The sequence below is a fragment of the Yoonia sp. 2307UL14-13 genome (genome assembly GCF_037572755.1).
Classification (GTDB): domain Bacteria; phylum Pseudomonadota; class Alphaproteobacteria; order Rhodobacterales; family Rhodobacteraceae; genus Yoonia.
On record NZ_JBBIFZ010000001.1, the window covers coordinates 308773 to 322778 of the forward strand.

The 14006-nt window shown below is 60.2% G+C and carries 15 protein-coding genes; 10 read left to right on the forward strand and 5 right to left on the reverse strand.

Annotated elements, in window-relative coordinates; genetic code table 11:
- Positions 1 to 5: 5 nt before the first annotated feature.
- Positions 6 to 1058 (reverse strand): dihydroorotase, encoded by a 1053-nt coding sequence (pyrC, locus tag V8J85_RS01680; protein ID WP_339951585.1) that lies wholly within the window; start codon positions 1056 to 1058, stop codon positions 6 to 8.
- 65 nt (positions 1059 to 1123) lie between these two features.
- On the opposite strand from pyrC, the gene V8J85_RS01685 reads away from it, so the two are divergent.
- Positions 1124 to 1468, forward strand: a complete 345-nt coding sequence (locus V8J85_RS01685; RefSeq protein WP_339951587.1) for a hypothetical protein — start codon at positions 1124 to 1126, stop codon at positions 1466 to 1468.
- Here V8J85_RS01685 and V8J85_RS01690 read toward each other — a convergent pair.
- Together V8J85_RS01690 and V8J85_RS01695 are read right to left on the reverse strand one after the other, a co-directional pair.
- Positions 1465 to 2394 carry a hypothetical protein gene (locus V8J85_RS01690; protein ID WP_339951589.1) on the reverse strand — a complete coding sequence of 310 codons (930 nt, stop codon included), beginning with the start codon at positions 2392 to 2394 and terminating at the stop codon, positions 1465 to 1467. The two genes, V8J85_RS01685 and V8J85_RS01690, sit on opposite strands and share 4 nt — an antisense overlap.
- A 102-nt stretch (positions 2395 to 2496) precedes the next feature.
- The gene (locus V8J85_RS01695) at positions 2497 to 3720 is read right to left on the reverse strand and encodes an acyl-CoA dehydrogenase (RefSeq protein WP_339951591.1); all 1224 of its coding nucleotides are present in this window, start codon (positions 3718 to 3720) and stop codon (positions 2497 to 2499) included.
- A 107-nt stretch (positions 3721 to 3827) separates the two neighbouring features.
- Between V8J85_RS01695 and V8J85_RS01700 the strand changes: the two genes are divergently transcribed.
- The 6 genes from V8J85_RS01700 to V8J85_RS01725 all read left to right on the forward strand — a co-directional run bounded on the left by V8J85_RS01700 (position 3828) and on the right by V8J85_RS01725 (position 10554).
- Complete coding sequence (locus tag V8J85_RS01700) at positions 3828 to 4733, forward strand: AAA family ATPase (RefSeq protein WP_339951593.1); 906 nt, start codon at positions 3828 to 3830, stop codon at positions 4731 to 4733.
- A 69-nt stretch (positions 4734 to 4802) separates the two neighbouring features.
- Complete coding sequence (locus tag V8J85_RS01705) at positions 4803 to 6053, forward strand: vWA domain-containing protein (RefSeq protein ID WP_339951595.1); 1251 nt, start codon at positions 4803 to 4805, stop codon at positions 6051 to 6053.
- 92 nt (positions 6054 to 6145) lie between these two features.
- Entirely contained in the window at positions 6146 to 6619 is a 474-nt protein-coding gene (locus tag V8J85_RS01710; protein WP_339951597.1) for a DUF1203 domain-containing protein, read from the forward strand.
- Entirely contained in the window at positions 6616 to 7587 is a 972-nt protein-coding gene (locus V8J85_RS01715) for an XdhC family protein (RefSeq protein WP_339951599.1), read from the forward strand. The genes V8J85_RS01710 and V8J85_RS01715 overlap by 4 nt, the downstream gene beginning before the upstream one ends.
- On the forward strand, positions 7584 to 8570 hold the full coding sequence (locus V8J85_RS01720) for a molybdopterin-binding protein (RefSeq protein ID WP_339951601.1): 987 nt from the start codon (positions 7584 to 7586) through the stop codon (positions 8568 to 8570). The genes V8J85_RS01715 and V8J85_RS01720 overlap by 4 nt, the downstream gene beginning before the upstream one ends.
- A 106-nt stretch (positions 8571 to 8676) precedes the next feature.
- Positions 8677 to 10554, forward strand: coding sequence for an OmpA family protein (locus V8J85_RS01725; RefSeq protein ID WP_339951603.1), 1878 nt, complete (start codon positions 8677 to 8679; stop codon positions 10552 to 10554).
- Positions 10555 to 10615: 61 nt separating this feature from the next.
- Here V8J85_RS01725 and infC read toward each other — a convergent pair whose 3' ends face one another.
- Positions 10616 to 11170, reverse strand: a complete 555-nt coding sequence (infC, locus tag V8J85_RS01730) for a translation initiation factor IF-3 (RefSeq protein WP_339953050.1) — start codon at positions 11168 to 11170, stop codon at positions 10616 to 10618.
- A 185-nt stretch (positions 11171 to 11355) separates the two neighbouring features.
- Between infC and V8J85_RS01735 the strand changes: the two genes are divergently transcribed.
- The 3 genes from V8J85_RS01735 to V8J85_RS01745 all read left to right on the forward strand — a co-directional run bounded on the left by V8J85_RS01735 (position 11356) and on the right by V8J85_RS01745 (position 13342).
- Positions 11356 to 11964 (forward strand): hypothetical protein, encoded by a 609-nt coding sequence (locus tag V8J85_RS01735; RefSeq protein ID WP_339951605.1) that lies wholly within the window; start codon positions 11356 to 11358, stop codon positions 11962 to 11964.
- Positions 11965 to 12202: 238 nt separating this feature from the next.
- Positions 12203 to 13084, forward strand: a complete 882-nt coding sequence (gene ppk2 / locus V8J85_RS01740) for a polyphosphate kinase 2 (RefSeq protein WP_339951607.1) — start codon at positions 12203 to 12205, stop codon at positions 13082 to 13084.
- Between the two features lie 21 nt (positions 13085 to 13105).
- Positions 13106 to 13342, forward strand: coding sequence for a YdcH family protein (locus tag V8J85_RS01745; protein WP_339951609.1), 237 nt, complete (start codon positions 13106 to 13108; stop codon positions 13340 to 13342).
- 31 nt (positions 13343 to 13373) lie between these two features.
- Here the strand turns inward: V8J85_RS01745 and V8J85_RS01750 are convergent, their stop codons facing one another.
- A complete protein-coding gene (locus V8J85_RS01750) occupies positions 13374 to 13916 on the reverse strand; it encodes a pseudouridine synthase (RefSeq protein ID WP_339951611.1) in 543 nt (180 codons plus the stop codon).
- Positions 13917 to 14006 lie beyond the last annotated feature (90 nt).

Sequence of the window (14006 nt, forward strand, 5' to 3'; positions counted from 1 at the left end):
GGTGTTCAGCCTTCGACGTGCCAATGCAGATCGAAACCCGGATCGAACACCGTGACCGGTCCGTCGGCGGTGTCGATATGGGTGGGATATGTGACCGGGTCGCCCTTGCGCAGGGTGATCCTGTCTTCGTTCGGTGGCAGCCGGTAGAATTGCGGGCCGTTGAGGGATGTGAAGGCTTCGAGTTTCTTCAGCCGGTCGGCGGCGTCGAACACCTCGGCCAGACAGGACATCGTGTTCGGCGCGGTGAAGATACCGGCGCATCCACATGGCTGCAGCTTGGCTGCATCCGTATGCGGTGCGCTATCGGTGCCGAGGAAAAAGCGCTTGTCGCCGGACACGGCCGCCTGGACGAGGGCGACCCTGTGTGCCTCGCGCTTGGCCACGGGCAGGCAGTAGAAATGTGGTTTGATCCCGCCGGCGAGGATGTTGTTGCGGTTGATGATCAGGTGATGGGTCGTGATCGTCGCCGCAAGGTTCTTGTGCGTGTCGCGGACGTAGTCGACGGCGTGCTGGGTCGTCACATGCTCCATCACGATGCGCAGGTCGGGAACCTTTTTGCGCAAGGGTTTCAGCACCTTGTCGATGAACACCGCCTCACGGTCGAAGATGTCCACGTCATTGTCGGTGACTTCGCCATGGACGCAGAGCGGCATCCCGATCTCGGCCATCGTTTCAAGCACCGGGCGGACCTTTTCCATATCCCGGACGCCGGAGGCGGAATTCGTCGTGGCCCCGGCGGGGTAGAGTTTGACGGCCGTGGCGATGCCTGCATCATGTGCCGCAGCCACCTCTTCGGGGTTGGTGTCCTCGGTCAGATAAAGTGTCATGAGCGGGGTGAAATCCGCGCCCGCGGGCAGCGCGGCAAGGATACGGGCACGGTATTCAACGGCGTCGGTCGCCGTCACCACGGGCGGAACAAGGTTCGGCATCACGATCGCCCGGGCAAAATGGCGTGTCGTCTCGGGCAGGACGGCCCGCATCATCGCGCCGTCGCGCAGGTGAAGATGCCAGTCATCCGGGCGGCGGATCGCCAGGCTGGTGATGGATTTATCGCTCATGTGGCTGGAGTTACACGTTTGCGCGGCAAGTGGCCAGTGGCCCTGTCATACCCCTTGCGCAGGGCGTGCAGGCCCTCGATATAGAGGTCACGGAACGGAAAATATTGCCGGAGAGATCGATGCTTGGCTTCATCATTGCTGTAATCGCAGGCTTTTTGACACCGCAACTGGAAGGCCCTGTGGGTGCGCCGATCGTGAAAGCGATGGAAGGCCATATTCCGGTTGAGTCCGTTGAAAAACGGCTGATCGCATTCATGATCGCCATGCTGATCGCCGGAGTAGCAGCGGCGTTTTTGAACAGCGGTACGCCATTCTGGGTAATCTTGGGCGGTATTCTGGGGTATTTCGGCACCCGCCTGTTCGAGGCGGGCAAGAAGGCAGTGGACGAACGCAACGGCAGCGCTGACTAAGCTGCGCGCTTTCCGTCCAGTCGCAGCAGCGTCTTTTCGAAGAAAGCGTCCTGCCGCCGGTTCAGCATGTATTGGCAAACAATCCGGGCGAGACCTTTGTGGTTGGTCCGCAACAGCTGCGTTACCAGCGATTTGGCGTAGGTCGGATCGTAGCGCCGCGCGCGCAGGAGTTGGCCAAAGCGTTTGCGGTCGAGTTTGCGTTCCATCGCAAGTTTGATCAGCAGGTCATGGATACCCAGCCGATCGAAAGCATGATCGAGCTGCGCCCCCAAAAGCGGGCAGGGCAGCATCGTCACATTCGGCCGTCTGAACAGCATCGCATGTATCGCATCGAGCGATTGGGTCGGGTCATAGGCAACAAAGACACGATCGGCGGCGTCGATCATGTCGGGCGCATAGCCATAACGGCTCGAGAAATCGCGCCGTCTTTCGGCAATATAGCGCGGATCCCAGCCGGTGATTTGCGCATTCAGCGTCGCTTGCGGGCGGATCGCCACAACAGTCGCACCGGGGGCCGCCACGGAATAGGCCGCCGCCGCATAACCGCCACCATGCGCGCCATGAAACAGGATGTTTTCGAAATCTTCAAAGAATCCGTCATCCGTCAATCGGTCGAAAAAGTCGAACAATGCCGGGTCGCGAAACCAGCTTTCGCCAGTCGACAAAAGTGCCAGATGTGACCAGCCATCCTGACGGGCGTAGCCAAAGCCGCGCGGTTCTGCATCGGTATTGTGCTGCCGCACGGTTTCCGTGTTTTCGAAGGTGACCAGCAGGTTGTTCCCGGCTTCCAGAAAGCATGCGAAATGATGCTGTCCGAGTTGTTCGAAGAATCCCAGGTCATCGCCCACATCGTCGATCTGCCCAAGCCAGGCATTCAGGTCCAGATCGACCAGATCCGTGTCGATGTTCAGTTGTGGGTCTTGCATGCAGCGCTCCGCCAGAGGTGAACGTCACCTCGTCACTATCCTTTACGCATGCATTGCGGCAGAAATGCGGGATTATAAAGCCCTGACTGGACGGAAACTGTACTAAAAGAACGCCTGTAGTCCGGTTTGTGCACGTCCAAGAATAAGTGCGTGCACGTCATGCGTGCCTTCGTAGGTGTTCACCGTCTCGAGATTCACCATGTGGCGCATGATCTGGAACTCCTCGCTGATTCCGTTGCCGCCATGCATGTCCCGCGCGGCGCGCGCGATATCCAGCGCCTTGCCACAGTTATTGCGCTTCATCAGGCTGATCATTTCCGGTGCTGCTGTGTCGTTTTCCATCAGCCGACCCAGTTGCAGCGCACTTTGCGTACCGATGGCAATCTCGGTCTGCATATCCGCAAGTTTTTTCTGGAAAAGCTGCATTTGCGCAAGCGGTCGCCCGAATTGCTTGCGATCCAGCCCATATTGTCGGGCGGCGTGCCAGCACGCCTCAGCCGCGCCCATGACACCCCAGGCGATCCCGTATCGTGCCCGATTCAGGCAACCGAAAGGCCCTTTCAGGCCCTGAACGCCCGGTAGCAATGCGTCTTCGCCGACCGCCACATCATCCATGACAATTTCGCCGGTGACCGAGGCACGAAGGGACAGCTTGCCACCGATCTTCAGCGCGCTGAGGCCCTTCATCCCCTTGTCCAGCACGAACCCCCGGATCTTGCCATCATGCGCGTCGGATTTCGCCCAGACGACAAACACATCGGCGATGGGCGCGTTGCTGATCCACATCTTCGCACCGTTGAGAACGTAGCCGCCATCAGTCTTCTTTGCGGTGGTTTTCATCCCCGCCGGGTCGCTACCCGCATCCGGTTCTGTCAACCCGAAACAGCCGATCAGATCGCCCGATGCCAGACCCGGCAGGTACTTTGCACGCTGGGCGTCCGACCCGTAGGCATGGATCGGATACATCACCAATGACGATTGCACCGACATCATCGACCGATAGCCGCTATCGACCCGCTCGATCTCGCGCGCGACAAGGCCGTAGGTGACATAGCCAGCACCCAACCCGCCATATTCCTCGGGGATCGTGATCCCCAACAGACCGGCATCGCCCATCGCCTTGAAAATGTCCGGATCGACCGTTTCCTCGCGATAGGCATCGGTGACCTTGGGCTGCAACGTGCCTTGCGCAAAAGTATGTGCCGCATCCCGCAGCATCCGTTCGTCTTCGGTCAACTGGTCTTCTAGCCGTAGCGGATCTGCCCAGTCGAACGGGCCGAGATCGGGGCCGAAGCCGGTGGCTTTGATAGGTGTCGCTTCGTTCATCGCTCGGGTCCTCCGCTATTGATATGAAGGTATGACTTTGGTCGGGCGGGGGCAATGGATGGGTTGACGCGGACAAGGCGGAATGCAGCTATGCGGAAACGGGAGGCATGGCGATGAAATCGATCGACAACGTGCAAACGGCGCTGGCCGACGAAAACTATGTCTGTGGGCGGGCGCTGGCGACGGTGGTATTTCTCTCGCTCAAACTGGGCCGTCCGCTGTTTCTGGAAGGCGAGGCCGGCACGGGAAAGACCGAAATCGCCAAAGCCATCGCAGCAGCTTTGGGCCGCCGCCTGATCCGGCTACAATGTTATGAAGGTCTCGACGCCGCATCGGCTGTCTACGAATGGAATTTCGCCGAGCAGATGATCGCCATCCGCGCGGCCGAGGCGGCGGGCGGGGCGGACCGCGATGCTCTCAAGACCGAGCTTTTTGCCGAAGACTACCTGATCGAACGTCCGCTCTTGCAGGCCATGCGCCCGCAAGAGGGTGGCGCGCCTGTTTTGCTGATCGACGAACTGGATCGCACCGATGCGCCGTTCGAGGCCTTCTTGCTGGAAGCATTGTCAGATTTCCAGGTTACAATCCCCGAACTGGGCACCGTCAAGGCCCCGGAGCCGCCTATCGTCATCCTCACCTCAAATCGCACGCGCGAGGTGCATGACGCGCTCAAACGCCGGTGTCTCTACCACTGGGTCGACTACCCCGATTTCGACCGCGAAATCGAAATCCTGCAGGCCCGGGCGCCCGAGGCCGCGATGGCGCTTTCACAGGAAGTCGTGGCCTTCGTCCAGAAATTACGCACCGAAGACCTGTTCAAGAAACCCGGCGTGGCCGAAACGATCGACTGGGCCAAATGCCTGCTCGCGCTTGACGTCATCAACCTCTCGCCCGAGGTCATCGCCGACACACTCGGCGCGATCCTCAAGTATCAGGACGACATACAGAAACTCGAAGGGTCCGAGGCCAAACGCATCCTGGACGAAGCCAAAGCCGACATCGCCACAGCATGATCCTTCTTTTGTTCAAAAATACCTCACAGGGGTCCGGGGATGTGAAATCCCCGGTCCGGCGTTGCCTATATGGCTGAGCTTGCCGAACTGGAGCTGCCGGACGATCCGAAACTTGCCCGGAACATCACCCATTTCGCGCGCGCCTTGCGCAAGGCAGGTTTGCCGATCGGACCGGGGCGGGTCGTCGAGGCGATCCGCGCTGTCGAAGCAGCAGGCTTTACCGAACGTGCGGATTTCTACTGGACGCTGCATGCCTGTTTCGTGTCGAAACCCGAAGAACGACAGGTTTTTGCCCAGCTGTTTCGGCTTTACTGGCGTGATCCGCGTTATCTGGAACAGATGATGTCGTTCATGACCCCCATGGTGCGGGGTGTGCAGGAAGAACGGCGCGCACAAGCGGCTGAGAAACGCGCCGCCGAGGCGTTGCTTGACGGGCAGGAACGGGATCTGCCCCGGCCGGAAGAGGCCGGGGAAGAGGTCGCGACTTCCATCGACGCTTCGCACACGATCTCGACCGGGGAACGACTGCGCAGCCTTGATTTCGAACAGATGAGCGGGGCCGAAATGGCGGCGGCCAAGCGGATGCTGGCGCGGTTGCGCCTGCCGGTGCCGCCGATCCAAAGCCGACGAACACAAGCGTTGCCCGGCCATTTGCCCGATTGGCAAGGGACCATGCGCAAGGCGATGCGCCGGGGTGGTGAGGTGACCGATTTCGTGACGAAACGACGGCGCGTACGATATCCCAATCTTGTGGTCCTTTGTGATATTTCCGGGTCGATGTCGCATTATTCACGCGCTGTTTTGCATTTCCTGCACAGCGTGGCCAACCGCGAGGGGCAGGGCTGGGCGCAGGTACATGCCTTTACCTTCGGCACCCGTCTGACCAACATCACCCGCCACCTGCGCACGCGCGATGTGGATGCCGCGCTCGCGGCGGCAGGGGCCGAAGCGCAGGATTGGGAAGGCGGCACGCGGATCGCGGCGTGCCTGCATGACTTCAACCGTGACTGGTCCCGGCGGGTGATGGGGCAGGGGGCTGTCGTGCTGCTGATCACCGACGGGCTCGACCGTGACCCGGATGCCGATCTGGGGCGCGAGATGGAGCGGTTAGGGCTGACCGCGCGCCAGCTGATCTGGCTTAACCCCTTATTACGATGGGAAGGTTTCGCGCCGAAAGCGCGGGGGATCATGCAGATGCTGCCCCACTGTTCGAGCTTTCGCGCGGGGCACAACATTGCATCCCTCGAAGGCCTGGCAGAGGCCCTGGCCCGACCGGAGGATGCCGGGCAGAAGGCGCGGTTGATGGCGATGTTGGCGTAAGATGGGTTTCAACCCATCCCACGGATGCGCAGCTTTCGGGTCGTTTGCCCCAAGGTCGCTTTGCTAGCCCAAGGTCATCGATCAAGGAGAGAATGATGACTTTGACCTATTTGCCCTACGACGCCGCCGAAGTTGCCAACCTGCGCGCAGGCGGGCCCGATGCCTATGGCCATCCGGCGGAACGCGCAGTGTCCTCCGGTGTCGGAACACCCTGCCGCGCCTGTCTCAGGAATGTGCCGGAAGGGGCCGATATGCTGGTTTGCGCCGCACGGCCTTTTGCGGATTTGCACCCCTACGCCGAGACGGGGCCGGTATTCTTTTGTGCGGATGAATGCACGCCACATCAGGGCGGGGATGTACCGCCGATCCTCGAGAACTCACCGGACTATCTGGTGAAGGCCTATGACGCGACCGATCGCATCGTCTACGGCACGGGGCAGATCACCCGAAAGGCCGACATCGCGCGCTATGCCGCCCAGCTTTTCGAACGCGATGAGGTGGCGTATGTTGATGTACGTTCGGCCCGCAACAACTGCTTTCTGACAAGGATCGTCGACCTGCCATGACAGACATCACCGACATGCCCAGGCTGGCCCTGGATTGGCATCGCGCCGGGCGCCGGGTGGCCATCGCGACGGTCGTTGAAACATGGGGGTCGGCACCGCGGGCGGTCGGGTCCCAACTGGTCATTGATGCCGATGGTGCGATGGAAGGGTCGGTGTCGGGCGGTTGTGTCGAAGGCGCTGTGATCGTCGAGGCGATCGAGGCGCTGGAAGACGGCAAATCCCGGGTGCTGGAATTCGGTGTCAGCGATGATGAGGCTTTTGCAGTAGGCCTTGCCTGCGGGGGAGAGATCAAGGTGCTGGTCGAGCCTGCGGGCACGGCGTTGCCTGTGTCAGTGCTGGAAAACCTGGTGGCTGCACGTGCAGCCACGCGGCCCGTTGCATACGTTGCCGATTTGCAAGGTGGCCCACCACACCTGTCCGGGACGACGGAGTATCCCGACCGCTTTCGTCTGGATCGGTCCGGCATTGAAGAGGACGGTCGCACCTTCGTCGCCATCCATAATCCGCCGCTGCGCATGATCATCGTGGGCGCCGTTCACATCGCTCAGGCTCTCGTGCCTATGGCGCGGGCCTGTGGTTATGCGCCGGTGATCATCGATCCCCGCGCCGCCTTTGGATCGGCTGAACGGTTTCCCGGAGAAACGATCATCGAGGATTGGCCCGATGCCGCCATGGCCGCATTGACGCCGGACGCGCGAACGGCGGTGGTGACCCTAACCCATGATCCGAAACTGGACGATCCCGCGATCATGGCAGTACTGCGGTCTGATATCTTTTATCTGGGCTGTCTCGGCTCGACCCGCACCCATGCCAAGCGGGTGGCCCGCCTGCAAGAGGCAGGGTTTTCGGCGGAAGAAATCGCGCGCATTCATGCCCCGGTCGGCCTTGATCTGGGTGGTCGCCAACCCGCCGAGATCGCGGTGAGTGTGATGGCGGAGGTCACGCAAGCCTTGCGGCAAGGGGCATGAAGTTCGGGCCGGTTCCAGTTGCGGACGCTGCTGGTTGCATCCTGGCGCATTCGGTGCCGTTGCCGGACGGGCGTTTGCGCAAGGGCCTTTGCCTAAACGCGGACGACATCGCGCTTTTGCGCGCGGCGGGGCGTCGGAACGTGATCGTCGCGCGGCTTGAGGCGGGCGATATCGGCGAGGATGACGCAGCTACCCGCTTGGCCGCGTCCCTGACCGCTGACAATGGTGATTTGCGTGTGACCAGGGCCGCGACTGGGCGCGTAAACGTTTACGCCACGCGGCCCGGTGTGATCGCGCTGGATGTCGCAGCCTTGCATGCCTTCAACGCGGTCAACCCGATGATTACCGTGGCCACGCTTGCCCAGCATACGCGCGTCGAGGTCGGGACGATGCTGGCGACCGTCAAAATTATCGCCTACGCGGTGCCCGAAGCGGATGTCGTACGTGCCGCGGACATTGCCATAGGTGCGATTGGACAGGCGCTGCCGGTTTTTCGAAGCGCGACATTGATCGAGACGGTTTCGCCGGGTGCAAAACCGTTGAAAGGGCGGGACGCGCTGCAAACGCGGTTGTCGCGTCTTGGGGTGGTGCTGACCGATCCGGTCAGTGTGGGGCACGGTGCCGCCGACATCGCAGCGGCGTTGGCCCGCGCACCGGGTGAAGTCCTGTTCATTCTCACCGCGTCGGCCACATCGGATGTCGGGGATGTGGGGCCAACCGGACTGATAGCCGCTGGCGGAGGATTGGTGCAGTTCGGCATGCCTGTCGATCCTGGAAACTTGTTGTTTTTAGGGACTTTGAAGGGCAAACCTGTCATAGGTCTTCCGGGCTGCGCCCGAGCGCCCGCATTGAATGGCGCTGATTGGGTGATGGAGCGAGTGATTTGCGGGATCGATCTGACCCCCACCGATTTCGCGGGGATGGGCGTTGGTGGTCTTCTCAAGGAAATCCCGAGCCGTCCAAAGCCGCGGGCAGACATCTGATATCAGCGCGTTTACGTTGCCGCGCCGATATGGGAGGGAACCGTCTCTGTTCTGGCGGGTTTTTCCGTGATGCCGACGAATGGCATGAAAGACTCGTGAGGACGATATGGAAAAGAAACATCTGAAAAGCACCACGTCGCTGGTGATGAGCCTGGCGCTGGTCGCCAACCCGCTTTGGGCACAAGAGACGACCGAGGCAACCGATATCGCAGCCTGCGCCGGTCTGACCGAAGAGGGTGTCTTTGGTGACATCATCGATCCGGAAGCACTGGATGCGACGTTTCCCTGCCGCGGGCCCGACGATCTGATCATCGCTGATCAAGACGCGCTGAATGCGGCGATCACGGCCCAGGTGGAAACCGATGCCGGTGAGGTTGTGGAGCAGGCGACAGATGAAGTTGCCGAGGGCGCTGAAGTCGTCGAAGAGCAAGTCACTGAAGGTGCCGAGAGCCTGACCGAAGCGACAGACGATGCGGCGGCAACTGTCGAGGAAAATCTGGCCGCGACGCCGGAAGAGGTGGCGCCGGACACGGAAGAAGCCGTGACGGCGGATGCCGAGGTCGAAGCGGAAGCGGATGCATCGACCCAGGAGGTTGCGACGTCTGATGTCGACAGCGAAGTCGCGTCCGAGGCCGACATCAATGCCGAAGCATCTGCCGACAACGAAGAGGCCGCTGAAACAGAAGCGGCGGAAGGGGCCACCGACCCGGCCCTGCCAGAGGGTGATGATGCCGCACAGATCGCGGACACGCCTGTCGTGAATGAAAACGCTACCGACACCCAAACCGATTTGGCCACCGAAGAAACCGTGACGCCCGAGGCTGATGCGGAGGTTGCCGTTGATGTGGATACCGACGCCGATGCCGAGGCCGAGGCCGAGGCCGCGACGGACGAAACGGCGACAGCCAACGATGAAACCGACGTCGCCGCTCAGGAGGCCGAGCCCGAGGTACCACCGGCGGCCGCCGATGTGGACATCGATGCCTTGGCCGACGCCGAAGCTGAAACGGTCACTGAAGAGGATGTCCGCACCAGCAATCAGGACTTTGATACCGATGTGACCGGCCAACAGGCGGCTGAAGCTGTTACCGACGATGATGACGATGAAGGTCTGACCGATTTCCAGCAAGCCCTGTTGCTGGGGCTTGGTGCGGTCGTTGTCGGCTCGGTTCTGGACAACGGCGATGAGGTCGTTTCGAACTCGGGCGACCGTGTCGTTGTCGAACGCAACGGTGATTTGGTCGTGCTGAAGGATGACGATGTTCTGTTGCGCCAGCCCGGATCGCAGGTGCAGACGCAAACATTCGACGACGGCTCGACCCTGACGGTTGTCACCCGTGCGGATAATACGCGGATCGTGACCATTCGCGGCGCCGATGGCCGTGTGATGCAGCGCAAGCGCGTGTTCGAGGACGGTAGCCAGGTGATCCTGTTCGATGACACACAAGCGGCGGAGCCTGTGGATGTCGCGACATTGCCCGAGCGGCCAAGCGCGCCGTCGGTCAGCATGTCCGACGATGTGGACACATTGCGCCAGGTCTTGCTGGCGAACCAGAATGCCCGATTTGACCGCTCTTACTCGTTGCGGCAGGTCCGCACCATCCGTGAAGTCCGGGAACTCGCCCCCGAGGTCGAGCTTGATACGGTGACGTTCGCCACCGGTTCGGCTGCGATAGACCCAAGCCAGGCCGAAGAACTGGTCGATCTTGGCAATACGATTTCGGACATCATCGCCGAGGATCCCGGTCAGGTGTTCCTGATCGAAGGTCATACGGATGCCGTAGGCGATGCGGGCTATAATCTGGCCCTGTCGGATCGTCGGGCAGAGACGGTTGCGCTGGCATTGACCGAGTATTTCAGGGTTCCGCCGGAAAACCTGATTACCCAGGGCTATGGCGAAAGCAATCTGAAGGTCGCGACGCTGGAGGCAGAGCGGCAGAACAGGCGCGCTGCCGTGCGAAATATCACGCCGCTATTGCAGTGATCGAAAACGGAAAAGCCCGCATTGCGCGGGCTTTTCTTTCGAAACTTGTGCGAAAAATTCGTTATTTTGGCAAAGGCCCGATCAACATGACCATTTGCCGACCTTCCATTTTTGGGAAGTTTTCGACGCGGCCCGTTTCTTTGGTGTCCTCTGCCACTCGCTCTAGCAGTTGCCGCCCCAGCTCCTGGTGCGCCATTTCCCGGCCACGGAACCGCAAGGTGATCTTTACCTTGTCGCCGTTTTCAAGAAATTTGAACACGTTTCGCATCTTCACATCATAATCGTGATTGTCGGTATTCGGGCGGAACTTGACCTCTTTGATTTCGATGGTCTTCTGCTTTTTCCGCGCTTCGGCCTCTTTCTTTTGCGTTTCGTACTTGAACTTGCCGTAATCCATGATCTTGCAGACCGGCGGATTGGCGTTGGGCGAGATTTCGACGAGGTCCAGGCCTGCGTCGTCTGCCATGTTCATGGCGCGGTCCGGGCTGACCACTCCGACGTTTTCTCCATCGGCCCCGATCAGGCGGATTTCGCTGGCGCGAATGTTTTCATTGATGCGGGGGCCGGTATCGCGCTGCGGTGGCGCGTTGTGGGGTCTACGTCCTATGGGTCTGATCCTTGAGTCGTTTCATGTGTGTAGCGTGTAAATTAGACGTCGTGTGTAGCGTCTTCAACCGCAAAAGGTGCGGTTTTCGGCCAATTCTCCGCCGTACTGCGCTTCACCTTTCCCTGCGCTTCTGACATATCCGACCCGAGGCCCGTGTGGGGGCCGATATCGTTCTTTTTGGAAGGATCAGACCGATGAGGGCAATCTTAATTCTGGTTGTGTTGGCTGTGTTGGGGTTTTTTGGATACCAATACGCCGTCGAAGGGCGTAGCCTGGGTGAAGCCGTGGGTGTGCTGACCGGCGATGCCGCGGCGCCCGATACGGCAGAGGCGACGGAGGATGCAACAGCCGAAGAAGAGGCGCCATCGGATGACGCACCGGCAGAGGAAGCAGCAGACGATGCCGCGGCTGCCGTCGATGAAGCGACTGATGATGCGGCTATAGCGGTTGACGAAGCCACAGACGATGCTGCGGCCGCCGTTGACGAAGCGACAGACGATGCCGCTGCTGCGATCGACGAGGCGACCGACGCGCTTGACGAAGCTGCGGATGCCGCGGCCGCAAGCACCGATCAGGCCGCGGATGCGGCTGCCGATGCGGGCGATGACCTGATGACAGGGGCGAGCGAGTTGCTGACCGTCGATGGTTTTGACGCCGATCGTGTCATCGAACTTGTCGAAGGTGCGGATATCCCGGACCTGCAAAAGACAACGCTGACCACAGCGATCAATTCGGCACGTGACAATCCCGAACTGCTGCAACCGGTTCTGGACCGGGTCAAGCAGGTGATGGGCTTGGAATAACAGCATCTGACCGATGAAAACGTATGGCCGCGTCTTGCAAGACGCGGCCATCTTGTTTTGGGCCACCGGTCATCTGTCTGGTCAACGATGCGGTATCCGGCGATGACACGACCGCAAAAAACCTGTCGCCAAGACCAGCTATTGGGCGATATCACCGTCAAAGATGTCCTCGTTGATCCGCATCAAGGATGCGTCCTGTGTTCGTTGCTAAAATAAAGCGACAACAAGGAGAGATCGTATGGAGTCATCAAAGCCCACATCCGATGTAGCAGAGTCCGCGGCAGAGATCACCGGGTTCGAAACTGGCGAGTATCCCTATGCCAAAAAGCTCGCCCGGGCGGAGTACGAGCATGAAAAGGCCGCGCTTCAGGTCGAGCTGCTCAAGGTGCAGCATTGGGTGCAGGAAACCAACCAGCGGATCGTGATGTTGTTCGAGGGCCGCGATGCCGCCGGGAAGGGGGGCACGATCAAGCGCTTTACCGAACACCTTAACCCGCGCAGTGCCCGCGTCGTTGCGTTGAACAAACCCACCGACAAAGAACGCGGTCAGTGGTTTTTTCAACGTTACGTCAAGCATTTACCGACACATGGCGAGATCGTCCTGTATGACCGATCGTGGTATAACCGTGCGGGCGTCGAACGGGTCATGAGTTTCTGTGAACCGTCCGAATATCTCGAATTCATGCGGCAGACACCAGAATTCGAACGCATGCTGACACGTAGCGGGATCCGGCTTTTTAAATATTGGTTTTCGGTCACGCAGGAAGAACAGCGCGCCCGGTTCAAATCGCGCGAGACCGATCCGCTGAAGCGTTGGAAACTGTCGCCCATCGATCAGGCAAGCCTTGATAAATGGGAGGACTATACCGAGGCAAAAGAGGCGATGTTCTTTTACACCGATACCGCTGATGCGCCTTGGACGGTTGTGCGGTCAAACGACAAAAAGCGTGCCCGGCTGAACTGTATGCGGCATTTCCTGGCCCAGTGCGACTATCCCGACAAAGACCCCGCCATTGCGAAGGCCCCCGATCCAAAGATCGTGATGCAGGCGAACCATGCGGTGACCCATTCCGATCACATTCTGTCCGCGTCGCTTCACCCCAAAAGCCGCCGATCCTGACCCAAGAAAAGGAATTGAGCCATGACACATACCCCACATGAACTGGCCGAAGAATTTCCCGACCAGATCGAACGGATGCATTCTCTTCGAGAGACTGACGGGCATTTTGCGCGCATGTCCGACGAATACCATGCGCTGAACCGCGCCGTGCACCGTGCGGAAACGGATGTAGAGCCGACCTCTGACACGCATATGCAACAGCTGCGCAAGGCGCGGATGAAGCTGAAGGATGAGATTTATAGCTATCTGAAATCCTAGGGGGCTGGCATTCGCGCCTATGGTTGCGTTGTCACGCCTCTCTCCAGTTGCCGGGTGCAATTCCGTCCAATGTCCATGAGCCGACCCGCCAGCGCACCAAGCGCAGCGTGGGAAAGCCGATATGCGCTGTCATGCGTCTTACCTGCCGGTTACGCCCTTCGCTGATCGTGATCTCGACCCATCTGTCCGGTACGGATTTGCGGAATCGGACCGGTGGATCGCGCTCCCATAAATCAGGCGGGTCGATGAGCCGGGCCTTGGCGGGTCGGGTCGGCCCGTCTTTCAGTGTGATCCCGTCGCGGAGCGGTTGCAGGTCGGTGTCGCTGGGCGCGCCTTCTACCTGCACCAGGTAGGTTTTTCCCAGCTTATTTTTCGGGTCCGCGATCTTGGCCTGGAGTTTGCCGTCATCGGTCAGAACCAGCAGCCCTTCGCTGTCCCGATCCAGCCGTCCTGCCGGATAGACCCGGTCCAGATCGATATGTGTCGACAAGGTGGGGCGCGGTGTCGGGCTGCGCGCATCGGTGAATTGCGACAGGACGCCGAAGGGTTTGTTGAACAGGATTACGCGGGTCATGGTGGGGGTGTAGCTGCGTGGGCAGCGGATGGCCATGACGACTTGGTTTCGTGTGGGCAGTGCATATGTTGGGCACACAGAGTGGAGGTG

Bases quoted from the DNA above. Each gene is read 5' to 3' on its own strand.
- V8J85_RS01750 (WP_339951611.1), bottom strand. From the start codon at position 13,916: ATGACCCGCGTAATCCTGTTCAACAAACCCTTCGGCGTCCTGTCGCAA.
- V8J85_RS01715 (WP_339951599.1), top strand. From the start codon at position 6,616: ATGACAGACATCACCGACATGCCCAGGCTGGCCCTGGATTGGCATCGC.
- V8J85_RS01710 (WP_339951597.1), top strand. From the start codon at position 6,146: ATGATGACTTTGACCTATTTGCCCTACGACGCCGCCGAAGTTGCCAAC.
- ppk2 (WP_339951607.1), top strand. From the start codon at position 12,203: ATGGAGTCATCAAAGCCCACATCCGATGTAGCAGAGTCCGCGGCAGAG.
- V8J85_RS01700 (WP_339951593.1), top strand. From the start codon at position 3,828: ATGGCGATGAAATCGATCGACAACGTGCAAACGGCGCTGGCCGACGAA.
- V8J85_RS01725 (WP_339951603.1), top strand. From the start codon at position 8,677: ATGGAAAAGAAACATCTGAAAAGCACCACGTCGCTGGTGATGAGCCTG.
- V8J85_RS01720 (WP_339951601.1), top strand. From the start codon at position 7,584: ATGAAGTTCGGGCCGGTTCCAGTTGCGGACGCTGCTGGTTGCATCCTG.
- V8J85_RS01745 (WP_339951609.1), top strand. From the start codon at position 13,106: ATGACACATACCCCACATGAACTGGCCGAAGAATTTCCCGACCAGATC.
- V8J85_RS01735 (WP_339951605.1), top strand. From the start codon at position 11,356: ATGAGGGCAATCTTAATTCTGGTTGTGTTGGCTGTGTTGGGGTTTTTT.
- V8J85_RS01695 (WP_339951591.1), bottom strand. From the start codon at position 3,720: ATGAACGAAGCGACACCTATCAAAGCCACCGGCTTCGGCCCCGATCTC.
- pyrC (WP_339951585.1), bottom strand. From the start codon at position 1,058: ATGAGCGATAAATCCATCACCAGCCTGGCGATCCGCCGCCCGGATGAC.
- V8J85_RS01690 (WP_339951589.1), bottom strand. From the start codon at position 2,394: ATGCAAGACCCACAACTGAACATCGACACGGATCTGGTCGATCTGGAC.
- V8J85_RS01705 (WP_339951595.1), top strand. From the start codon at position 4,803: ATGGCTGAGCTTGCCGAACTGGAGCTGCCGGACGATCCGAAACTTGCC.